The sequence below is a fragment of the Acinetobacter gerneri DSM 14967 = CIP 107464 = MTCC 9824 genome (assembly GCF_000368565.1).
Lineage (GTDB): Bacteria > Pseudomonadota > Gammaproteobacteria > Pseudomonadales > Moraxellaceae > Acinetobacter > Acinetobacter gerneri.
Genome location: NZ_KB849554.1, coordinates 47283 through 69538, shown reverse-complemented (window position 1 = coordinate 69538; position 22256 = coordinate 47283). Strand labels below are relative to the sequence as shown.

Annotated in this window: 25 protein-coding genes; 14 read left to right on the top strand and 11 right to left on the bottom strand. The window is 36.4% G+C overall.

From position 1 onward, the window contains the following. Window positions 1-460: 460 nt before the first annotated feature. The 3 genes from F960_RS21170 to F960_RS21160 form a co-directional block, all read right to left on the bottom strand. Window positions 461-1582: a 5-(carboxyamino)imidazole ribonucleotide synthase gene (locus F960_RS21170; protein WP_004871742.1), complete on the bottom strand. Its 1122-nt coding sequence runs from the start codon at window positions 1580-1582 to the stop codon at window positions 461-463. Window positions 1583-1597: 15 nt separating this feature from the next. Further along, the gene (gene purE / locus F960_RS21165) at window positions 1598-2113 is read right to left on the bottom strand and encodes a 5-(carboxyamino)imidazole ribonucleotide mutase (RefSeq protein ID WP_004871741.1); all 516 of its coding nucleotides are present in this window, start codon (window positions 2111-2113) and stop codon (window positions 1598-1600) included. Window positions 2114-2380: 267 nt separating this feature from the next. Then, complete coding sequence (locus F960_RS21160; protein WP_004871738.1) at window positions 2381-2728, bottom strand: DMT family protein; 348 nt, start codon at window positions 2726-2728, stop codon at window positions 2381-2383. A gap of 341 nt (window positions 2729-3069) precedes the next feature. On the opposite strand from F960_RS21160, the gene F960_RS21155 reads away from it, so the two are divergent. Beyond that, window positions 3070-3600, top strand: coding sequence for a hypothetical protein (locus tag F960_RS21155; RefSeq protein WP_035374217.1), 531 nt, complete (start codon window positions 3070-3072; stop codon window positions 3598-3600). A 161-nt stretch (window positions 3601-3761) separates the two neighbouring features. Further along, window positions 3762-5129 carry a UDP-N-acetylmuramate:L-alanyl-gamma-D-glutamyl-meso-diaminopimelate ligase gene (mpl, locus tag F960_RS21150; RefSeq protein ID WP_004871733.1) on the top strand — a complete coding sequence of 456 codons (1368 nt, stop codon included), beginning with the start codon at window positions 3762-3764 and terminating at the stop codon, window positions 5127-5129. A gap of 60 nt (window positions 5130-5189) precedes the next feature. Here mpl and F960_RS21145 read toward each other — a convergent pair whose 3' ends face one another. Continuing rightward, on the bottom strand, window positions 5190-5663 hold the full coding sequence (locus F960_RS21145; protein WP_004871730.1) for a BLUF domain-containing protein: 474 nt from the start codon (window positions 5661-5663) through the stop codon (window positions 5190-5192). A gap of 206 nt (window positions 5664-5869) precedes the next feature. Between F960_RS21145 and F960_RS21140 the strand changes: the two genes are divergently transcribed. Further along, on the top strand, window positions 5870-6214 hold the full coding sequence (locus F960_RS21140; protein WP_004871727.1) for a hypothetical protein: 345 nt from the start codon (window positions 5870-5872) through the stop codon (window positions 6212-6214). Between the two features lie 101 nt (window positions 6215-6315). Here the strand turns inward: F960_RS21140 and F960_RS21135 are convergent, their stop codons facing one another. From F960_RS21135 to F960_RS21125, 3 genes are all read right to left on the bottom strand, one after another. Then, window positions 6316-6600: a GNAT family N-acetyltransferase gene (locus tag F960_RS21135; RefSeq protein WP_004871724.1), complete on the bottom strand. Its 285-nt coding sequence runs from the start codon at window positions 6598-6600 to the stop codon at window positions 6316-6318. Window positions 6601-6645: 45 nt separating this feature from the next. Next, window positions 6646-6933, bottom strand: a complete 288-nt coding sequence (locus F960_RS21130; protein ID WP_004871722.1) for a GNAT family N-acetyltransferase — start codon at window positions 6931-6933, stop codon at window positions 6646-6648. Between the two features lie 121 nt (window positions 6934-7054). Further along, window positions 7055-7984 (bottom strand): AEC family transporter, encoded by a 930-nt coding sequence (locus tag F960_RS21125; RefSeq protein ID WP_004871720.1) that lies wholly within the window; start codon window positions 7982-7984, stop codon window positions 7055-7057. Window positions 7985-8160: 176 nt separating this feature from the next. Here F960_RS21125 and F960_RS21120 point away from each other — a divergent pair, with 176 nt between their 5' ends. Both F960_RS21120 and F960_RS21115 read left to right on the top strand, forming a co-directional pair. Beyond that, a complete protein-coding gene (locus F960_RS21120) occupies window positions 8161-9354 on the top strand; it encodes a sugar transporter (RefSeq protein WP_004871717.1) in 1194 nt (397 codons plus the stop codon). Window positions 9355-9738: 384 nt separating this feature from the next. Next, a complete protein-coding gene (locus F960_RS21115; protein WP_035374230.1) occupies window positions 9739-10707 on the top strand; it encodes a TerC family protein in 969 nt (322 codons plus the stop codon). 85 nt (window positions 10708-10792) lie between these two features. Here F960_RS21115 and F960_RS21110 read toward each other — a convergent pair whose 3' ends face one another. Further along, the gene (locus F960_RS21110; protein ID WP_004871711.1) at window positions 10793-11380 is read right to left on the bottom strand and encodes a nucleotidyltransferase family protein; all 588 of its coding nucleotides are present in this window, start codon (window positions 11378-11380) and stop codon (window positions 10793-10795) included. A 142-nt stretch (window positions 11381-11522) separates the two neighbouring features. On the opposite strand from F960_RS21110, the gene F960_RS21105 reads away from it, so the two are divergent. From F960_RS21105 to F960_RS21085, 5 genes are all read left to right on the top strand, one after another. Continuing rightward, window positions 11523-12422 carry an NADP-dependent oxidoreductase gene (locus tag F960_RS21105; RefSeq protein WP_004871709.1) on the top strand — a complete coding sequence of 300 codons (900 nt, stop codon included), beginning with the start codon at window positions 11523-11525 and terminating at the stop codon, window positions 12420-12422. Between the two features lie 41 nt (window positions 12423-12463). Continuing rightward, the gene (locus tag F960_RS21100; RefSeq protein WP_004871706.1) at window positions 12464-12946 is read left to right on the top strand and encodes a hypothetical protein; all 483 of its coding nucleotides are present in this window, start codon (window positions 12464-12466) and stop codon (window positions 12944-12946) included. 178 nt (window positions 12947-13124) lie between these two features. After that, complete coding sequence (gene guaD, locus F960_RS21095; protein WP_004871704.1) at window positions 13125-14450, top strand: guanine deaminase; 1326 nt, start codon at window positions 13125-13127, stop codon at window positions 14448-14450. A gap of 214 nt (window positions 14451-14664) precedes the next feature. Further along, a complete protein-coding gene (hpt, locus tag F960_RS21090) occupies window positions 14665-15192 on the top strand; it encodes a hypoxanthine phosphoribosyltransferase (RefSeq protein ID WP_004871701.1) in 528 nt (175 codons plus the stop codon). A 269-nt stretch (window positions 15193-15461) separates the two neighbouring features. Next, the gene (locus F960_RS21085; RefSeq protein ID WP_004871698.1) at window positions 15462-15716 is read left to right on the top strand and encodes a GlsB/YeaQ/YmgE family stress response membrane protein; all 255 of its coding nucleotides are present in this window, start codon (window positions 15462-15464) and stop codon (window positions 15714-15716) included. 70 nt (window positions 15717-15786) lie between these two features. Here F960_RS21085 and F960_RS21080 read toward each other — a convergent pair whose 3' ends face one another. Continuing rightward, the gene (locus F960_RS21080) at window positions 15787-16500 is read right to left on the bottom strand and encodes a DsbC family protein (protein WP_020847073.1); all 714 of its coding nucleotides are present in this window, start codon (window positions 16498-16500) and stop codon (window positions 15787-15789) included. A gap of 98 nt (window positions 16501-16598) precedes the next feature. Then, window positions 16599-17576: a CDF family Co(II)/Ni(II) efflux transporter DmeF gene (gene dmeF / locus F960_RS21075; protein ID WP_004871690.1), complete on the bottom strand. Its 978-nt coding sequence runs from the start codon at window positions 17574-17576 to the stop codon at window positions 16599-16601. Window positions 17577-17664: 88 nt separating this feature from the next. Between dmeF and F960_RS21070 the strand changes: the two genes are divergently transcribed. The 4 genes from F960_RS21070 to F960_RS21055 all read left to right on the top strand — a co-directional run bounded on the left by F960_RS21070 (window position 17665) and on the right by F960_RS21055 (window position 21794). After that, a complete protein-coding gene (locus F960_RS21070; protein ID WP_004871687.1) occupies window positions 17665-17931 on the top strand; it encodes a metal/formaldehyde-sensitive transcriptional repressor in 267 nt (88 codons plus the stop codon). 240 nt (window positions 17932-18171) lie between these two features. Beyond that, window positions 18172-19353: an MFS transporter gene (locus tag F960_RS21065; protein ID WP_004871682.1), complete on the top strand. Its 1182-nt coding sequence runs from the start codon at window positions 18172-18174 to the stop codon at window positions 19351-19353. 116 nt (window positions 19354-19469) lie between these two features. Continuing rightward, window positions 19470-20768, top strand: coding sequence for a salicylate 1-monooxygenase (gene salA / locus F960_RS21060; protein WP_004871680.1), 1299 nt, complete (start codon window positions 19470-19472; stop codon window positions 20766-20768). A 135-nt stretch (window positions 20769-20903) separates the two neighbouring features. Next, window positions 20904-21794: a LysR family transcriptional regulator gene (locus F960_RS21055; protein WP_004871678.1), complete on the top strand. Its 891-nt coding sequence runs from the start codon at window positions 20904-20906 to the stop codon at window positions 21792-21794. Between the two features lie 78 nt (window positions 21795-21872). Here F960_RS21055 and F960_RS21050 read toward each other — a convergent pair whose 3' ends face one another. Beyond that, entirely contained in the window at window positions 21873-22235 is a 363-nt protein-coding gene (locus F960_RS21050; protein WP_004871677.1) for a NirD/YgiW/YdeI family stress tolerance protein, read from the bottom strand. Window positions 22236-22256 lie beyond the last annotated feature (21 nt).

Here is a 22256-nt window from a genome sequence, read left to right as displayed (position 1 = left end):
AATTCAAATCTCAAAACCATCTTATCCACAGGCTAACTTTTAAAATCCTTAAATTTATTATAAATGATTGATACAAAACAAATAAACTGGCTAATTTTTATATCTCAAAAAGAGCATTATTACAAATTTCGTTTTTTATTTTTGAATTCATAATTTTAAATTCAAAACTTTTGATCTTTTGAATTTAAATGACAGTGGATAACTTCCAACATTTTTCATGTATTTTATAAATAAAGTTTGAATTCAAAAGATGCATATCTTTGTTTGTATTTGCTGACCCAAGCTTGTGGATAAAAACTAGGTCTATTTTTAAATTTTTTATATCAAACTTTTTAGATAAAAATAATCCAATATTTCACATGAAATCGCATTAATTTTATCGGAGCGCCATCATAACGAACTTGAAAAATAAAAAAAGCGGCCAGTGAGATGACCGCTTTTTTATCGCACAAAGGTGCTTTTAAATGTTCATATCTTCGCTAAGTGCCAATGGTTCAGGCAATATTTTTGCCAATTGGCGACAAAGTAAGACTAATTCGCTTTGATTGACTGGCATCAAAGTAATATGACCTAGCTTACGTCCTGCACGTTCAGTTTTATTATAAAGGTGTAAATGTGCACCATTTAAAGCCAAAACGTCTTCAGTTTTAGGATGTTTGCCGATGATATTAATCATAACCGTTGGGCGAACAACTTCTGTTGAGCCCAAAGGTAATCCTGCTACTGCTCGCACATGATTTTCAAACTGCGAGCATACCGAACCTTCAATCGACCAATGCCCAGAATTGTGCACACGTGGTGCCATTTCATTGGCATATAAGCCTTTGTCAGTGACAAATAACTCAAGCGTTAATACACCAACATAGTTCAAATGATTGAGCAGGCGAGTAATATAATCTTGGGCTACAGGCTGTAAATCTGCACTATTTGGCGCAGGTACAATCGAATGTGACAAAATCCCATTGTGATGATGGTTTTCAGCCAATGGCCAAGTTTTCACTTCTCCATCCAAACCACGTACCGCAATGATCGAAACTTCACGTGAGAAAGTTACAAAACTTTCTGCGATTAGGCTTTTTGCAGGTCCAAGTTCAGCCCACGCTTGATCGATTTGATCGGCTGTACGAAGAACGAATTGACCTTTGCCATCATAACCGCCTGTTGCAGTTTTCAGCACAATCGGTAAACCTAGATCAGCCACCGCTTGCTTTAAGCTTTCTAAAGAATCTACAGCACGATAAGGCGCAACTGGAATATCCAATTTATCAAATAATGCTTTTTCAAGCAGACGGTTTTGCGCCGTTGCTAAAGCTTGACGAGGAGGGTGTATTGCCTTGCTTTGAGTCAATACATCAACATCAGCCAATGGCGTATTTTCAAACTCTAAGCTAAATACGTCAGCACTCTCGATAAACTCATTTAAGCCATTTTCAGCCTTGGTCGAAAAAACTTGACCCAGTGCCGCAGAAGGACAATCCGTATTGGCTTCAAAAAATGTGCATTGAATATTTAACGGAAGTGCAGCTTGCGCCATCATTCGACCGAGTTGACCACCACCAAAAATACCGATGGTTTTATTCATATCTTATGTCCCGTTTTAAGCTTGACCCGGAATATTTTTGCTCGCAACTTTTTCAGTTTGCGCTGCTCGGAAATCCGCAACATTTTTTGCGATTTCAGGGCGTGTTAATCCTAAAATTTGTGCAGCCATAATCGCTGCATTGGTTGCACCTGCAGGACCAATCGCAAGTGTACCAACAGCAATACCTGCAGGCATTTGTACGATTGAAAGCAATGAATCTACGCCATTTAAAATCGAAGATTTCACAGGTACACCAAGTACGGGTAAATCAGTTTTTGCAGCGCACATACCCGGTAAGTGTGCAGCGCCACCAGCACCTGCAATAATCACTTGAATACCACGATCACGCGCAGTTTCGGCATATTCAAATAAACGATCTGGAGTACGATGTGCAGAAACAACTTCCGCTTCAAAAGGAACACCAAGCTGAGTCAGCATATTGGCTGTGTTTTCTAAGGTTGCCCAGTCAGATTGGGAACCCATAATAATTCCAACTAGTGGTTGAGCGTTTTGAGCTGCGTCCGCATTCATTGCTAATGTTCCAGAGATGATTAAAAGTGATAAATCTCGACGAGAGCCAAGCTTTAGAATTTAAGAAGCTCGTTATTATAGACTGATTTTTCAGCTTGCGAAAATGAAACGAGCTAAATGGCAGAATATTTTCAATATTTTTTAAGAAATAGAGCCAAATGAACGATTTAAGTTTTGCTATCTCAATTTTTAATGAATTTTCCTAAACGACTCAATCGTACTTTTATAAAATATTCATTTGGAAATGAACTTTAGCTAACACCACGCTTACTGGCTTCTAAATACAAAATAAACACAGCCCAGCAAACACACACCAGCCCATAAATAATCGAGCTTAAATGGCTGTTTAAATAGAAAAATCATAAATGGAACAAAAACCAATAAAGTCACAACTTCTTGGCTAATCTTCATCTGTCCCATAGACCAGCCCTGTGCTGCGAGTAAACGTGTTGCAGGGATCATAAAACTGTATTCAAGCAGGGCAATACACCAACCAAAAAGAATCGCTTGCCAGAGCGGAGCATGATGTAAAAATTTTAAATGCCCATACCAAGCCAAAGTCATAAAACAATTGGAAATAATGAGAAAACCTAAGGCTAAATAAGTGACATTCAAGTAAGATTACTCCTGAAAATACTCCCTAATTTACAAAAATTGAGAATAAATAATTCTCTCATGAGATTAGGGTCTGTAGACATTTCAAACTGGTTGCGACGATGAGTGTTTTTTAGATGATATGAGGCGTAGTTTGAGAGATTTAGTCATCTAAATGATCAAGCTACAACGAAATAGCATCAAAAAACACTCTTGTCCCGAAGGGTTGTAGCTAAAATTATCTCAGGCTTCGTTACGAAACTTGAAAATGGTCTCGCCATTCTCTACATTTCGCGCCTTGCCTGCTCAATTTTAGCTGACAACGCAATTCAGTTGTGAAATATCAACAGACCCTATTAAAAATGAAAAATTTTTTTCTTAGTTTAATGGCATTTTTTACAGTTGCAACGGCGAATGCTGCCCCCGTTGAAATTAACCCAATCAACGATACTCTTGAAGATCTAGCTTATATGTTTAATCATGAAAAGAAAGATCCAATATATAAATTAGAACTTTTAAAAAACAAAAAGTTAGACTTCTCTTACGAAAGTTTGAAACTGGTAGATCAATATCTATTAGAGTTGAGAAAAACCAATTTAGATGAGTTATCAAATGAGCAATATACTCGTATTGTGCTTCGCACAGGTGCTTATGTCGGTGAAACCATCCGAAGAAATGACAAATCTAAAAAATGGAATTGGGTGGATTTTGAAAATGCACAAAAACTGAATCCACAATTTTTTAATGATTCACAAGATTCGTTTGCATATGCTGCTGTATTAACGGATGGGACTCAGTTTACCTTTCCTCTAAATAAAGTCATGAAATTTTTAGCCAATGGTGAGGAGGATAGCCTTTATTTCTATGCTATCTCATCAGCTAAACAGCAATAGGCTCTAATTTTTTAAAAAAGGTCAAATGTATATATTTTAGGATACAAGAATCACTATCTTTTCAGGCAAAGCCTTGCTATCGTTGCCTTTAAATCGAATCAATAACGACAACACCACCACAACAAAGTGATGTGTCTATAAAAGCAGTGGAGTGAGAACGAATGCATCTGCATATTTTGGGTATTTGTGGCACCTTTATGGGTTCACTAGCACTTTTGGCACGAGATTTAGGGCATACCGTAACGGGTTCTGACCAAAATGTTTATCCACCAATGTCAACCCAACTTGAAAATGCAGGCATCAAATTGATGCAAGGTTATGATCGTAGCCATTTGCAACCCCATCCAGACCTCGTGATCGTGGGCAATGCTATGAAACGTGGCATAGATGCTGTTGAGTACATGCTCAATGAAGGATTGCCATATATCTCTGGTCCGCAGTTTTTGGCAGATCATGTATTGCAAGGCAAACACGTATTAGGCGTTGCAGGTACACATGGTAAAACGACGACGACAACAATGCTGGCTTGGGTACTTGATCAAGCAGGTCTAAATCCTGGCTTTTTAATCGGCGGTGTACCACTTGGTTTTAGCCAAAGTGCACGTTTAGGCGGTGGAAAATACTTCTGCGTCGAAGCTGATGAATACGACTCTGCATTTTTTGATAAACGCTCTAAATTTGTACATTATCATCCTAAAACAGCGATTTTAAATAACTTAGAATTTGATCATGCTGACATTTTTGATGATTTGGCAGCGATCCAAAAACAATTCCATCATCTCGTCCGTACTATTCCAAGTGAAGGACGGATTATTGCACCGATTACTGAAAGCAATATTGATGAAGTTTTGGAAATGGGATGTTGGACACCTGTTGTACGCACCTCACTCGAAGCCAATGATCAAGCCGAAGTGTATGCTGAACTAATTTCTGCAGATGGTTCACATTTTAAAGTCTTACAACACGGCGTATATAAAGGCGTTGTGCAATGGACAATGACTGGGCAACACAGTGTAGCCAATGCTTTGGCATGTATAGCAGCGGCTGAGCATGTCGGCGTTTCGATTGAACAATCATGTGAAGCTTTGTCTAATTTTGGTGGTGTAAAACGCCGTATGGAGCTTTTAGATACGGTCAATGGCATCGAGATCTATGATGACTTTGCACACCATCCAACAGCGATTGAGACCACTTTAGATGGTGCTCATAAACGTTTGAATGGTCGTAAACTTTGGGCAATCATCGAACCACGATCAAACACAATGCGTATGGGTAGCCATAAAGATGGACTCGCACATTCAGCGCGTTTAGCGGATGAAGTGATTTGGTATCAACCTGAAGGCCTGGATTGGGATCTACAGCCTGTCGTTGATGCAGCACCGAATAAAGCTGTCATTGCACGTACATTGGATGACATCATCCAAACTGTCGTTGCAGAAGCAGGTGAGGGGGATGCGGTGGTTGTGATGTCCAATGGTGGTTTTGGTGGATTGCATCAAAAGCTCATTGCAGCATTAAAAGCAAAATAATTGGAAGCTTAAAAATAAAAAAAGCTCACAAATGTGAGCTTTTTTTACGAAAAAATAGAACTAAAAAAAGTTTTGATAGCCACGATTTTGATAACCCGTTGTTGCTTTTGGAGGAGGTTCAGCGCTGGCCGTTTTCAATAAAATATCAACAAAATCTTGAATATTTTGGGTATTTAAATGCATTGGTTCAAATTTTTGAAAGCCTAAATCTTTAAAAAAGTGACCTATTTTTGTTTCAAACTTCACATATTTCATCGACCATTGTTTGAATGAAATTTTTTCTATCTCGATATTTTGAAATTGGTGTACTTGCTTATGTCGAGGATCCATTTTTATTTTTTCAAATAAAGCTTCAACCGCATTCTTCTCACCTTCTAGACATTGAAAAAAAGCGCCTTGTGCATAATATAAAACACCACAAATTTGCTGTTCTGCATTGAATGATCTCGCCGTCACTAAAATATCACTTAAATCCTGCAATAAATCTTGTTCCGTTTCTACTCGCAAACTTGAATAACACAATCTTATTTTCATGACTTCACCATTTTCACATCTTATTTTTGATTAAAAAATAATCATTTGTAATTATTTTCTCACAGCTATTTTAGTGAACTACGACTAGTTTTAGCAATTAAAGTTTATAGAATATCAATGATAAAACAAGCTTAAAAATTAACGAGTTTCTTTCTTCATCCTCAACATTTGTCCCGAATGTTGGGGAGTTTTTTTGGAGAATTTTGATGATAAAAAACTTATTTATAATCGTAGCATTAGCAATAACTTACTTGATTGTTTTGATCATATTCAATCATTTAAATCTAGGAGATTTCCCCAATATTGTGATTTCAACATTACTGTTAGGCATAATCGCAAAAATATATCTAAAATCGATTGCTTATGAAGCTATACTTTTTGCTGTGATTTTTGCAGTTTATTTTGTTTTGAATGATCGCTTACTGCTATTGGTGATGAGTGTGAGTTATTTACTTGGAATATTTTTCACAAAACTATTCCTACAATATAAACGAAATTTTAGCACCGAAAGCCGTGCTATTTTTCTTAATAAAATGTCATTAAAAAAATGATTGATAACATACTGAGTAATGAATAGAAATTCTAAAAAAATGAGTCTAACCACGATTAGACTCATTTTAAAAATTTCAATAAAATTGTATTTTATCGATCGTTAAGCAGCAACATCAGCTAAACTTTTATCACGCCGAAACATTACTTCCACATAAGAACAAATAGGTACGATTTTCACGTGTTTTTGTCGTGCAAATTCTACTGCTGCATCCAATAACTTACGCGCAACACCTTGACCACGCAATGAATCATCTACCCAAGTATGATTTGCAACGAACTTTTCAGGACCTTGCCAAATATAGTTAAACTCAGCGATTCGATCACCTTGATCATTCAAAATAAAAAATTCGCCTTGTTGTGCATCATCTTGATGTTGAATTTGCATATTTGACTCACTCAAAGTTATACCGACTTGAATGTATCAGAGTTTTTAATCTTTCAAAACATCGTGAATCGATAAATCTTTTGCAAATTCTGCTTTTGAGAATGGACAAAGGGGAATAATTTTTACGTGTTTTTCACGTGCAAGTTCAATGACATTATCCAGTAATTTTCTACCTACACCTTGACCTCTTAAATCATCATTCACCACGGTATGATCAATAATGATTTTATCGTCGCCAGCCCAGCTATATGACATCTCAGCAAGGTGATGGTTATCTTCACCAATAAAAAATTCGCCTTTATGCCCATTTAACTTATGTTTGATTTCTAACATTTTTTATTTCCTTATATTTTCATAGCACATCAACTTGCCATAAATTTTGACAAAATAATGTTGCGTTTTTTTGTCGATGCACAATTTGTTTTGTAAAAATAAAATATGAAAACTAGAGATTTTATTGAAATAACATCAGTAAAATAGAAAGTGTAAATACTGAAATTATCGTGGACCAAAGTATTGTTTCTGATATTGTTTTTGCTTCAGTACGATAAAGTTCAGCCAGCATATAAGGACCTGTTCCCGTTGGTAAAGCACTTAAAATTACTGCACTTTGCGCCCACATTTTAGGAAGATCAAAAATATAGAATACAAAAAAAGCTGTAAGCAAAGGTTGCAAAATCAACTTCGCCACAACCAAAGGAATAAATGAGCGATTCATGATCGCAGGTTTCTTTTCAGCTAAAAACAGCCCTAAAGACAACAATGCACATGGCGACGTCGCGAGGGCAAGCATTTCCAACAAATGCATGAAAGGTTTAGCAATTCCAAGACCAGACCAAGCATATAAAAACCCTAAAACTGGTGCAATAATAATCGGATTTTTCAACAAAGCCAGCATGACATTTTTAATCGAAGAAAAAACATTGGCTTTGGCTTGTTGTGAAATTTCAATAATCACCACAGAAATCGCAAACAGGATGACCACCACATCTAACGTTGCAATCATGGCAGGTTTTAAACCCTTTTCCCCAAACAGCAACACGCAAAAAGGGATACCGATATATCCGACATTTGCATAGGAAGCACTCAGACCATCAATACTCGCAGTCGTTAAATCAAGTTTTTGCCAGATTCTCCAAAACATAATTAACGCAAAAATCAGGATACAACCAAGGGTATAAGAGATAAAAAATTGCGGTTGCCATAGCTCGGAAATATGTGAATTTGCACATATTTTAAACAGTAGAGCAGGCAAGAAAATCCATACCACAGCTTTATTGATCTCTGAAGCTGCCGTACTACCTAACTTGCCTGATGTTCTACATAAATACCCAAATAAAATAATGATGAATATGGGTAGAATAATGGCAAATATTTCGCCCATGGTTAAATACACTCCCTTGTATCTAGCTCAACTATACTCAAAAACCTTTGATTTTAATTTGTTATATTTCACTTAATTTTTCATTATCAAAAGAAATCTTTTTCACCGCAATTTAAGTCTTAACTTTATCACTAAAGATACTTAAAATTTAACAATCATTTTTCATCGAATTTGTCATGTCTGCAACTTCTCCCGAATCAGCCCCCAATACAACCCAGCAATGGGTGAGCGTCATTAGCTTGGCTTTCGCAGCCTTTATCTTCAATACGACTGAATTTATCCCTGTCGCATTGCTCAGTGATATCGGACGAAGTTTTAGTATGCCTGTCACAGATGTAGGGATGATGATCACAATCTATGCCTGGGTCGTTGCGCCGGCATCATTACCGATGATGCTTTTGACCCGAAAATTTGAACGTCGATCACTGCTCATTATGTTATTTATCGTGTTTATTATGAGTCATATTCTGTCTTATTTTGCATGGAATTTTAACGTTTTATTGGGTAGCCGGATCGGAATCGCTTTTTCACATGCTGTATTTTGGTCTATTACCGCATCTTTAGCTATCCGCGTTGCGCCAAAGGGTAAAGAGTTACAAGCCTTAGGCCTACTTTCAACAGGCACCGCGATGGCAATGGTACTTGGCATTCCTTTCGGGCGAATGATTGGAGAAACTTATGGTTGGCGAAATACTTTTGCTTTAATCGCCGTTTTTGCGACCATTGTTTGTTTGATTTTGGCAAAAACCTTACCCTTATTACCCAGCATAAATTCGGGTTCATTTAGCAGTCTTGGTGTGATCTTTAAGCGACCAAGTCTCGTCATCGTATTTATTTTAACGATCTTGATCATTACAGCCCAATTTACTGCATACAGTTATATTGAACCTTTTGCACTCAATATTGCTCATCTAAGTTCTTCACAAACCACAAATTTATTATTGGTTTACGGTGCAGCAGGATTTATGGGTTCTTATCTCTTTGGTAAATATGGTGGCAAATATCCTAAACTTGCTATACCAATGAGTAGCCTTTGTTTAGCGATATCCATGTTATTGCTTATCCCCTTATCAGCGGGTGCGCTCAGTTTGATTTCTTTAAGTATGTTTTGGGGTATAGGCATTATTTGTTTTAGCCTCGCACAACAAGCCAAAACCCTCAATCTTGCCCAAGATGCAACTGATGTGGCTATGGCAATCTATTCAGGCCTTTACAATGTCGGTATCGGAGGTGGAGCCTTACTTGGAGGTATCGTCACCACACATTGGGGGCTTCAATATATTGGTGTTGTTGGAGGAATCGTGGCAGCCTTAGGAACAATTTTGGCGATTATTCTCGTGAATAGAGCTGATTTTATTGTCAAATCATAATGTGAATATTCATATACCTGTAAAGTGAATGAATTTTTAAATTAATTTTTTAACTTAATTACTGAGGTTCATATTTGCAGATTTAATTATGTGAATAATAAACTAAATTTGCAGAAAGTTAAAAAGTGTGACATTCTTTGCAAATATTTAGAAATGTACTCATTTCTATACACAGATTAGACAAGGGGAGTAGCCTCCCAAAACGTAAGAAATTAAATTTACGTGTCAGTTATCGTCAATACACTTTTTCTCGAAAAAAGTCGGTGACTGAGCATTATCCTCCGATAATGTAGGCAAGACCTTGATCATGTTGTTACAGATGAAATCCATCTGGCAGCTGGTCAAGGTTTTTTTATGGCCAAATTGTCAGATGAGGAGGATAAAGTGGACTCTATTGGCAATTTTTGGCTGTATGCAGTATTTTTTAGTATTGTCGCAGTGATGCTCGCAATTGATTTTTTAGGCTTTAAACAGCAAAAAGATCAACCTGTTTCTTTAAAAAAAGCGGCTGGCTGGAGTATCGCATGGGTGACCGTCGCGATGCTATTTGCTGCTGGATTGTGGTATTACTTACAACAAACTGTTGGTTTAGCGATCGCAAACCAGAAAACATTAGAATATATATCAGGTTATTTACTTGAAAAATCTTTAGCTATTGATAACGTTTTTGTATGGCTGATGATCTTTGCTGCTTTCGCAATTCCGCCCGTATTACAGAGAAAATTATTGTTATATGGCGTACTCGGTGCGATTATTTTAAGAACCATTTTCATCTTTATTGGTGCTTGGTTCGTTCAAGAATTCTCATGGATTTTATATATTTTCGGTGCATTTTTAGTGTATACGGGAATTAAATTCCTAAAAGGGCAGGACGACGAAAATCCAAATATCGAGGATATGAAACTATTAAAATGGTTGCGTCGCCATATCCGTATTTCACCACGATTTAATGCGGATAAATTCTTTGTACGTGAAAATGGTATCTTGTTCGCGACACCGTTATTACTTGTTTTAATCTTGGTTGAAGCTTCCGATGTGATCTTTGCAGTCGATTCTATTCCAGCAATTTTTGCAGTCACAAGTGACCCATTTATTGTTCTTACTGCAAACTTAATGGCAATCTTAGGCTTACGAGCAATGTTCTTTTTACTTGCTGGTGCTGCATCGAAAATGCATTATTTACCTTATGGTCTAGGCATTATCTTACTGTTTATTGGTGGAAAAATGCTATTACTTGATGTTTTCCATATGCCGATTTGGATTTCCTTGAGTTTTATCGTGATTGTTCTCGCTATTACAGCTTGGTTATCTATTCGTTATAACAATAAAAATCAAAGTATAGAAAATTCATGATTTTTTGAAGTAAAAATAAAGGAAATGATCTTTATATCATTTCCTTTTTTCTTTCATTATCACGTGATAGTTAAATTTAAAAAATTTACTCATCAATCAGGGTGAGTTTTGGAAATCTTTGCAAAAAGCGTTTCTTAGTAATTCTTTGCATAAAAGCTGTATGGCTAACTAAATTTTTATTCCATCTGAGTTTGAGTTGAAATAAATCTTCGAAACCAAAAGGTGCAACGATCTCTAAATGGTCATTTTGATTTATACGAACAGCGATTGCCGTCGCTGTTTCTGGCCAAAATGAAAGAGCATGTTCAAGTGAAGTTAGGGGAGCAATCGATTTGCCTTCCAATGTTTTATACCACGTATGCACAAAAGCTTGATTGATAACATCCCACTCATTTTCAGGATATTTTTCGGCTAATTTCTCTTTTAAAAAGTTTGATTTTTCATGATTATTTTCTGATTTATCATAAAAAACAACATCAATTTCTTTCCCATCAATTTCACATCGTTGATCATGTAAAAGTTTCCAAATCGTGTTACGAATAACACCTGCTGCCAAATAAGCATTGTCATCAAGGGTGTGTAAGTATTCTAATCGCTGCATTAGCCAAGGCTGTGATGAAAGCAAAACAATGAGTCTTTCTTTTAAAGTATTTTGCATATCATGCTTGATCATAAAGAATTTTCTTAAAAATCATCTATTCTTTTTAGCTTAATCTTATTTATAGAATAATGTGATCTATTTTTAGATCTTATAATCAAAATTAAATAAATATAACCTAAACATACACATTTAAAGATTTCAAAAAGGATAAGAAATGCAAAGTACTATCTTAATTGCTCGCCAATATGGTTCACCTGATGTATTAGAACTTATTACCCATGATTTACCCCCTTTAGCAGAAGGTATGGCACGTATCAAGGTGAAAGCGACTGGCATAAATCCAATTGACGCACGCCGTATGACAGGTGAGTTTAAACATTCATCTTTACCACAAACTTTTGGAACTGAGTTTGCAGGCGTGATTGCTGAAATTAACTCAAACAAAACACTCTGGTCTGTTGGCGATGAAGTTCTTGGATCTGGTACAAACTTCACACACGCTACGGTGATTGATGTTCACATAAACAATCTAATAAAAAAACCTGAAAATATGAGTTGGTCTGTTGCGGGTTCTTTAGCGGGTGTTGCACAAACAGCAATGACCATTTTAGATGAAATTGGACCAGTTCAATCATTATTAGTCCACGGTGGCTCTGGTGGTGTTGGTTCAGTAACCATTCAATTAGCCAAAGAAAAAGGTATTGATGTTGTCGCAACAGCGTCTGTACACAATCAAGATTATATTCGTGAATTAGGTGCAACCCCTATTGTTTACGGTTCAGGTTTAATTGAACGACTTAAAGAAATCCATCCCGAACCTTTTGATGCATCAATCGACCTCATAGGCAATGAAGAAGCAACTGAAACCTCTTTAGCTACCGTGAAAACAAATGGATTTATGGGCTCTATTGCTGGTAAAAAATTATCATCAAGTAAAATCCAAGCAGTTTGGGTAAAAAGAAATCCAGCAAATTTAAAATATGTTGTTGATCGTGTAGCTGATGGTCGTTTTAGCTGGATTGTAAGTCGTGAATATCCTTTTACTGAGGTACAACTTGCATATCATGACATTCTAGAAGGTCATACAAAGGGGAAAAGTGTACTAACTTATTAAGTAGTATTGAGAATGAAAAAATTTAATATCAGGAAAATACAATGAGTAAAATAGAAAATAGTATCTTTGCAGAACACCTTGTATCAGGCCCATATGAGCGTTTATTCCTTGAGCCAGGTCAAGAACAACAATATATTCGTAATTATATTGATTTCTTCGACGGCAATGTTGAATATGTTTTTAGATTGGAAGAATATTTCAATCTTTTGGTTGTTGGGCTTCAATCAATTTTAGGAGATGTTTCTCTAGTCGTTATTGCACCAGAAAATCGAGTAAAACTGCCTGATTTTATCCAAAATACTCGAACAATGTTTGTTGTAGATGATATTGAAGCGGTTTATGAAAAAGCTGCAAAAAATAATATTCCAATTTTACAAAAACGCACCCCTAATATCATGGGTGCACAAGGTCGTTTGGAATTAGCTCCTGGTTATATAATTGAACTCACTGAAGCAACAAATAAAGCTTTATTCAATCCAGACCTCAGCAGTTTAAATTTACCGCCTGCACGCAAAATTGTTTAACACAAAAATGGATAAATAACATTATTTATCCATCTTTTCATTGATTTATAGATAAAAATTTAAAAAAACTTTGCTCCAATACAAAAGACATTTGGCTTGCATCAAACCCATATAAATACAATCGTGTTCACTTTTTCAGGTACAATCAACTGAAAAAAATATAACTTGCAGGTTTTTCATGTCTTCCCAAAACTCTAAACAGGCGATTCGCGGTCGTTTTCTAGATATTCAAAGTACTGTTACCCAAGCAGCTGATATAGCCAATCAAGTACGCTATATCGAAGATGGGCTTCTTATTACTGAAAATGGAAAAATCACGTGGTTTGGAACTTGGAAAGAAGGTGAAAAACATCTGCCGAATACTTTAAAAGTTGAGCATTATCCAGAACAACTCATCGTACCTGGCTTTATCGATACCCATATTCATTTTCCACAAACTGAAATGATCGGTGCATTTGGTGAACAGCTTTTAGAATGGCTAAATACCTATACTTTTCCAACAGAAATTCAATTTAAAGACCGTACTTATGCCGACAAAATTGCACATTTTTTTGTTGAAGAATTACTTAAAAACGGAACAACAACAGCTTTAGTTTTTTGTACTGTTCATCCTGAATCAGTCGATGCACTTTTCCAAGCTGCAGAACGTCATCAAATGCGTTTAATCGCAGGAAAAGTCATGATGGATCGTCATGCACCAGACGAACTACTCGATACTCCTGAACAAGCATATAGCGAATCTAAAGCACTAATCGAAAAGTGGCATGGTAAAGGTCGTGCGCTATACGCAATCACTCCTCGTTTCGCCCCAACCTCTACTGCGGAACAATTGCAAAAAGCAGGTCAACTCAAAGCTGAATATCCTGATGTATATGTGCATACGCATTTAAGTGAAAATAAAAATGAAATTTCATGGGTAAAAGAACTCTTTCCTGAACAAAAGGGTTATCTCGACGTTTACGACCATTATGGTTTAACGGGGCAACGCTCTGTCTTTGCACATTGCGTACATTTGGAAGAACATGAATGGGACTGCATGCATCAAACTGACTCTGCAATTGCCTTTTGTCCGACATCCAATCTCTTTTTAGGGAGTGGATTATTTCCATTAAAAAAAGCATGGGATAAACAAGTAAAAGTTGGATTGGGCACAGATATCGGTGCTGGAACATCGTTTTGCCATCTTCAAACATTGAATGAAGCATACAAAGTTCAGCAGCTTCAAGGAGAAAAATTATCAGCTTTTGAATCGTTATATTTAGCGACATTAGGTGGTGCAAAATCACTGGATTTAGATGATAAATTAGGCAATTTTAATCTAGGAAAAGAAGCCGATTTCGTGGTGTTAAATTTAAAAGCAACAGCATTGCAAAAATTGCGTCAGGAACATGCAAAAAATATAGAAGATGCTTTATTCGCACTCATGACTATTGGTGATGATCGCAATATTCAAGCAACCTATATATATGGTCAAAAAGTTTATGCGCAAATAACAAACGGATAAAAAATCCAAAACCAAGATTGTACTTTTGGCTGTTTTAATAACGACCTGTGCCTTGGTTTTAAAGCGGGATTCTAAGCCGCAAAAGGACGAATTACATTAAAAGCTGTCAAAATTGATGCATATTGGCATGATATGTTTTAAAATTGAGTTAATTTAGAGGTGTTGCTGGTCAACGCCTTTTTTATTTTTGCATTGTTGTTTTAGGTATCTTTCCATGACCGTTGATATGAAAGTGATGATTTCAACTGAAGAAATTCAAGCGAAAGTCAAAGAACTCGGTAAACAAATTGATGCGCATTATGCCAATAGCGATAAAGAATTGGTTTTAATCGGTCTACTTCGTGGCTCGGTTATTTTTATGGCCGATTTGTGCCGTGCGATCAATAAGACCCATGAACTTGATTTTATGACAGTTTCTAGTTATGGCGGCGGTACAACCTCCACTCGTGATGTTAAAATTTTAAAAGACTTGGACGGCGAAATTCGTGATCGCGATGTGCTTGTTGTTGAGGATATTATCGATTCTGGTAATACTTTAAGTAAAGTCCTTGAAATTTTACAAACGCGTCAACCAAATTCGATTGAGCTTTGTACCTTGGTCAGCAAACCTTCTCGCCGTGAAATTGATCTCGATGTTAAATTTTTAGGCTTTGAAGTTGAAGACAAGTTTATCGTTGGTTATGGCTTAGACTATGATCAAAAATATCGCCATCTTCCATTTATTGGTGAAATTGGTCTTTAATTTAACTTAACATAACAGTTAAAGATTTAAGCGGCTTAAATAAGCCGCTTTTTGATGTCTATAAGAATATATAAATCAACTTAGGGCCGTCTGCTGCATTTATTTTTTGAATTTAAAAATGCATTTTAAATACCTAAAACTCGACCTTGAACAAAAAAACAACATGAATTTTCAATCAAATACTTCAAACTTTTGTTTGTTTGATCAATCATATTGGGGAATCAATTCCTCACGAATCACAGAATAGATAACAACAAAGGAGAACGATTATGTGGTCACTTATTGTTGCAATTGTCGTCGGATTTATCGCAGGTTTGATCGCCAGAGCTATACATCCTGGAGATGATAAATTAGGTTTTATCATGACAACATTGCTCGGCGTTGTTGGTGCACTGGTCGCGACATATCTCGGACGAATGCTCGGTTGGTATGGTGAAAATGCATCTGCAGGTTTTATTGCATCAGTGGTCGGTGCGATTATTGTGTTATTTATCTATAATTTTATCGCTCGAAGAACTGGATAAATTGTTTAATTTTCAAATATTAACCTCAAATAAAAAAAGATCATCAAGGCGATGATCTTTTTTTTGCGATTTATAATCCTAATTGCTTCCAAATTTGTTCAATTTTTTCAGCTGGATAAGCTCCCATTACTTTCGTACCATTTGAAAATATAATGGCAGGAGTACCATTTAATCCTAAACGGCGACCTAATTCTAAATTACGCTCAATTGGTGTTTCACAATTGGCAGGGGCTGAAGGTTTAATTGAATATTGTAGTAAACTTTTCCAAGCATATTCTTTATTTGCAGAACACCAAACTTGTTTTGAAGGAATAATCGACTCAGCTTTGATCGGATAAATAAAAGTATAAATTGTGACATCATTCAACTTTGCTAGATTACCTTCAAGAGCCTTACAATATGGGCAATTTGGGTCAGAAAAGATCGCTAACTGGCGTTTCCCAGACCCCCTTACCACTTTGATTGCATCCTGTTTTGGCAAACTATTAAAATCAATTTCACCTGAATTTGGTTTATTCTTTAAAACTAAATCTTTGGTTAAATTATGCTGATCCTTTAATCGAATCATAGAGCCTATAAAAATATGTTCTGCATTTTCATCAACATAAACAATTTGATTATCCAAAGTCCCACTATATAAACCTTGCATCTCTGTGCTTTTTAAGTTGTCTATTTTGACATTTGGATATTGCTTAGTTAATTTATATTTCACACTATCTGGGCTTGCAAAGGATAAGCTCGCAAGACTCATCCCCAATACGATTGGCAACAATTTATTTAACATTTCGTTTGGTTCTTTCAAAATATACTGCTTATTTTAAATCTAAAATACATTTAGTTCTGTGGATTTAATGAATCTTGTCATAAAAAAGCGATTCGATTTCAAACCGTTCCACGTGAAACGAATGAAAATGTTCCTGTCTGATTGATTTCAACCGATATATGTACCAACTCTTCATGAATAGCTAATGCACGGCGGACTTGGTCTGCTGTCAACGATTTATTGGGTATTTCCAAAGCTAAAATACATGAAAACTTGCCTTTTCCCACTTTCCATACATGCAAATCAGTGATCTTGATCTGCTGATCAAATTGTTTAATCACTTCACGGATTTCATCCACAATCGGTTCATCCATTTCAGCATCCAGCAAAGTTTTTCCAGTCTGACGTATCAAACTCCAAGACCAATTCGCCACCAAAAATGCACCCACAATTCCCAATACAGGATCAAGAAAATCCCACCCGAAATATTTTCCAGCAAACAGTGCCAAAATTGCTAAAACAGAAGTTACAGCATCGGCAACGACATGTAAAAATGCTGCCTTATGATTTAAGTCATGATGATCATGTTGATGATGTGAATGGTTGTGTCCATGATCATGGCTATGACCATGACTATGCTCATGCCCACCTTGATGTAATAACCATGCACAAATTAAATTGACAATTAAACCAATAATCGCAATAGGAATAGCTTCGTTAAAATGAATGGCAACGGGTGCTATGATTCGTTCAACTGACTGAAAAAGCATGAAAAGTGCCACAATCATTAAAATAATTGCACTACTATATCCCGCTAAAATTTCAATTTTCCAAGTACCAAAACTAAAGCGTTGATCTTCTGAAAAATGTCGAGCAGCACGATAAGCTATATAAGCCAATCCCAAGGCCAGCATATGTGAACTCATATGCCAACCATCAGCCAGCAGTGCCATAGAATTAAAAATCCAACCACCAGCAATTTCAAAAACCATCATGATGCCAGTCAATATCGTGGCAATTAAAATTTTCTTTTCAGCCAAAGGATTACCTTGATCAAAATGATGTGAATGCTTTCGATTAATTGCTTGGAACTGCATATTGAATACCCCAAATATACTCCCCCTTAGTATATTTATATTTTTAAAATTATACTATAAGGGAGTATAGAAATTTGTGGAGACAAGCATGGGCCATTTACATCAAGATAAAAAAATCTTAAATCGTGTAAAACGTCTACAAGGTCAGATGAATGCAGTTGAAGAATCACTTAAAAATGAGCACAACTCCTGTATAGATGTTTTACAGCAAGTTGCAGCGATCAAAGGTGCAGTGAATGGTTTAATGAATGAACTGATTGAACAACATTTACGTCATCACGTCATCCAAGATCAAAGCCAAGTAGATGAACACGAATTACTTGAATTTTTAAAATTGCTAAAGCGATATTCTTAAGTTTTATTTAATTTTTAACCATCTAAAATCATTTTAACTTTCACTTAAATCTTCATTTAAAAGTGTATTAAAATGACTGATTTCGATAATCTGAATTACGTTATATAACTCATATAAAATACTTTTTTAAAAAATAGAATTGACCTAATCTTGACTAAGATTTAGTCTTAATACAATCCACAAATTTCTTTATACCAGTCTATTTTTAGATTGGTATTTTCATCTCAAAAGCCTAAACTTATGAATCAGCAAACATGGCGACCCTTTTTAATGGTCAGCCTAGCGCTTTGTATTGGTACAATTGGTACAGCGTTATCCAGCCCCCTATACCCGATTTATCAGGAATCATGGCATCTACTCCCTAGCCATATTACCTTTATTTTCGTGGCATATATGTTTGGCTGCTTGACGACTTTATTATTTTTAGGTCGTTCAAGTAATAGTTTTGGCTATATTAAAACGCTACAAAGTGGATTATTTTTTGCCATTATCGGACTGATTTTGTCGGCTTATGCGAGTAATGCATATATTTTGGGCTTTGGGCGATTTATTATCGGCATTGCCTCTGGCTTAATCAGCACATCTGCCATGCTAGGTTTGATCTACACTATTCCACAATCGCACAAAGAAAGTGCTCCGCAACTGAGTTCCATTATTACGGTGATTGGTTTTGGATTGGGACCTTTTATTGGTGGTGTGATTGCTGAATTGAGTATGCGACCATTATTTACGCCGTATATTCCTGTGATTTTTGGCGCAATTTTGAGTTTAATTAGTTTATTTAAAATCAAAACAGCTCAAGTTGAAACACAAAAATTTTCGATTGCTCCGCATTTAGAACTTCCAGAAACACAATATAAATCAATTTTTTATGTTGCAAGTTTCACTGCTTTTTGTGCCTTCGGATCATTTAGCCTATTCGCATCACTCGCACCGTCATTTATCAAAGATGTTATTCCTTGGCATGGACCTTTGGTCAGTGGTACGGCGATTGCCAGTATTTTATTAATTTCTGCCGTATCTCAGTTTATCGCCAAATCAATGTCGATGCATCGTGCCCTCAATATCGGTCTTTGTACCCTAATTTTAAGCTATATATTATTGTCTATTTGCATGATATTTCATGTGAGTACGCTATTTTTTATTAGCGATATTTTAGTGGGTGTGGGACATGGTTTTGGTTTATTGGGTGCATTTGCGCTGGTGCATCACATGACTAAAACTGAAAATCGTGCCGCTGTTGTATCGACCTATCTATTTCTTGCCTATTTAGGCACGATCGTTCCTATTATTGCTGTAGGTTTTTTAGCAGACCATTTTGGTTTAATGACAGGTGTACTGAGTTTCTGTTTTGGAATGGGCTTACTCTGCCTATATCTACTACTACAACATAACAAACTCACGCAAGCTCAACACTCTTAAAATAAAAATTCAAGTTATTTAAATTTTAGATAACTTGAATCAAAAAATATCAATTGGATTATTTAAAAAAAATCGTCAAAGATACAAGCAATACGAAAATTTAGAGGAATCAGGTCATGGAAGCACCTGTACGTGTTGCGATTATTGGCGGTGGCATTGCGGGATTAGCACTTGCAACCCAATTGGTTAAGCATTCACATTTAGATGTACAGCTCTATGAAGCAGCAGCACAATTTTCTGAAATTGGTGCCGGGATTTCTTTTGGTGCAAATGCAGTCAATGCCATTCAACATCTCGATTTATCTGAAGAATATCATGCTATTGCAGATAAAGTCGCTGCACCCTATACCGATGTCTGGTTTCAGTGGAGAAATGGCTATACCGATGAATTTTTATCAGCATCATTGGCTGAAAATGTCGGGCAATCTTCAGTACATCGTGCAGATTTCTTAGATGCAATTATTGCTCGTATGCCATTAGAAAATGCGCATTTTTCCAAAAAAATTCAATCAATTTCTGAGAATGATCAAGAAATTATTCTCACATTTCAAGATGGTAGTTCAGCCAGTTGCGACTATCTCATTGGTGCTGATGGCATACATTCAAACGTACGTCAGTATGTGCTCTCATCTCAGCAAGCACTTCCAGTTTATCCAAAATTTTCAGGGACTTGGGCATATCGAGGCATCATAAAATATCAAGACTATAAAAATGCCATCCAAAATTTGCAGAATGATCCCGAAATTGCCGATGTACCGCAAATGTTTCTCGGAAAAGACAAACATATCTTAACTTTCCCGATTCGTCAGGGCGAAGAAATCAATATCGTGGCGTTTAAATCAAATCGCGATGATACGCAACTTGCTGAGAATACAGCTTGGACCCAACCAGTGAGCAAAGCGCAAATGCTCAGTGATTTCTCAGACTGGAGTGATAGCTGTATCGCACTTTTGGATTTAATCGATAATCCAACCATTTGGGCATTACATGAAATCGATGAGTTAAATAGCTATCAAAGCCAATCAGGGAAAGTCATTCTCATCGGTGATGCAGCACATGCGATGTTACCGCATCAAGGCGCTGGCGCAGGACAGGGCTTAGAAGATGCAGCCGTGCTCGTAGAATTGTTTAAAAATGCTCAAATCAATCGAGAAGCTCTCCCGAAAATATCGGAAATTTACCAAGATTTACGCTTAGAACGTGCATGCAAAGTCCAACGTACTTCACGTGAATCGGGTGAAATTTATGAGCTTTATTCTGGTGAATATCCTGATTTCGATAGTATCGGCACACATCTCACACATCGCTTTGATTGGTTATGGGAACATGATCTGCAACAAGATTTCCAAATCATTCAAAACCAACTGACACAATATTTTCAACAAGAACAAAGTAAAGAATCCTGCGCGCTGTAGGTAATTAAAAATATGTCGTGATGCAAATAAATGGATTTTCAGCAGTTTTTCACGAAGTATTTTTATTTTTTGGTGATTTCACCTTATGATGGGAGTTCAGGATGAACTCCCATCTTTAATTCCTAGAGGCAAAAAATGGATCTTGGCCTTATACGAGTTTTTGTGACAATTTATGAAACCAAACATATCAGTCATGCTGCAGATCGATTAAATTTAAGTCAACCCTCTGTGACTTATAATCTCAATCGTTTAAGAAAACAGTTGAATGATCAATTATTTATACGAGGTCGCGTTGGTGTAGAACCAACCAAAATTGCCCGCGAGCTTTATCCTACATTTAAAAAAGCCATTTATAATATCGAATCAGCCATCGCTGAAGTGCAAGATTTTAACCCGAAAACATCGCATAAAAATTTTCGTATTGGGCTATCCGATATTGGTGAAATATGCCTTTTACCGCATCTTGTGAGTTATCTCGCTGTACAAGCCCCTAATATCAAAATAGAAATTGAAGAAATTCAATCTGATAAAGTTGAAAATTGGTTGATTGATGGATTTTTAGATGTTGCTGTCTTTAATCGGCAATTTACCCTCATGCCCAATATTGAAACACATACATTGTTTGAAGAACGTTATGTATGTCTGGCACGAAAAGATCATCCTCGTCTAGCGCAAACGCTTTCTTTAACCCAATATCTAGAGGAAAAACATGTTGCGATCAAATCCTCAACTGGGCATATCCAAGTCGATAAGACATTAAAAGAAATGGGATTTTATCGAAATATTGTTTTAGAAGTTCCACATTTTAGTGTCTTGCAAGGTGTACTTGATCAGAGTGATCTCTTGGTTACACTTCCATCTAGAGCAGCGCAGTATTATTTGAAAATTGCAAATGTAAAATGCTTCGAATTGCCCTTTAAAACGGATTCATTTTCAGTCAGTCAAAACTGGTTTAAACGTAGCGATGATATCGTGGCACGGCGTTGGTTGATGAAAACCATCCAAGATATTTTTGAATGTTTATAAACATCGCAACGGGTACATACATTAAAAAAACGAGCCAAAACTCGTTTTTTTAAATGATTTTTTATATAACTTTTCTGCTTATTTTAGAATATCAACTTTTACCACATCAATATCCTTAGCTTTATAGCGATGGGTATCCACTTCACCAATCACTCGGACTTTTGTGCCATTTTTAAGCTGTGCTGCACTCGCCAAGTCATCATCAATTTCAACATTGATCACGCCTGTTTGGTCTTTTAATTGGTAATGTTCATGCTTAACTTGCGCTACGATCGTACCCGTTAATTGAACTGGTGTATCTTTTGCCACTTTTAACGCGACCGCTACTGAGGCAGGTTTTGCTGCATTGATAATACGTTGGTCTTCAGCATCACCAGCCCAAACTGGGCTTGAAAATACCGTCAGCACGCTAGACAAAAATAAAATGGCTTGAGCTTTCATACTATTTTCTCTTTGTTCATT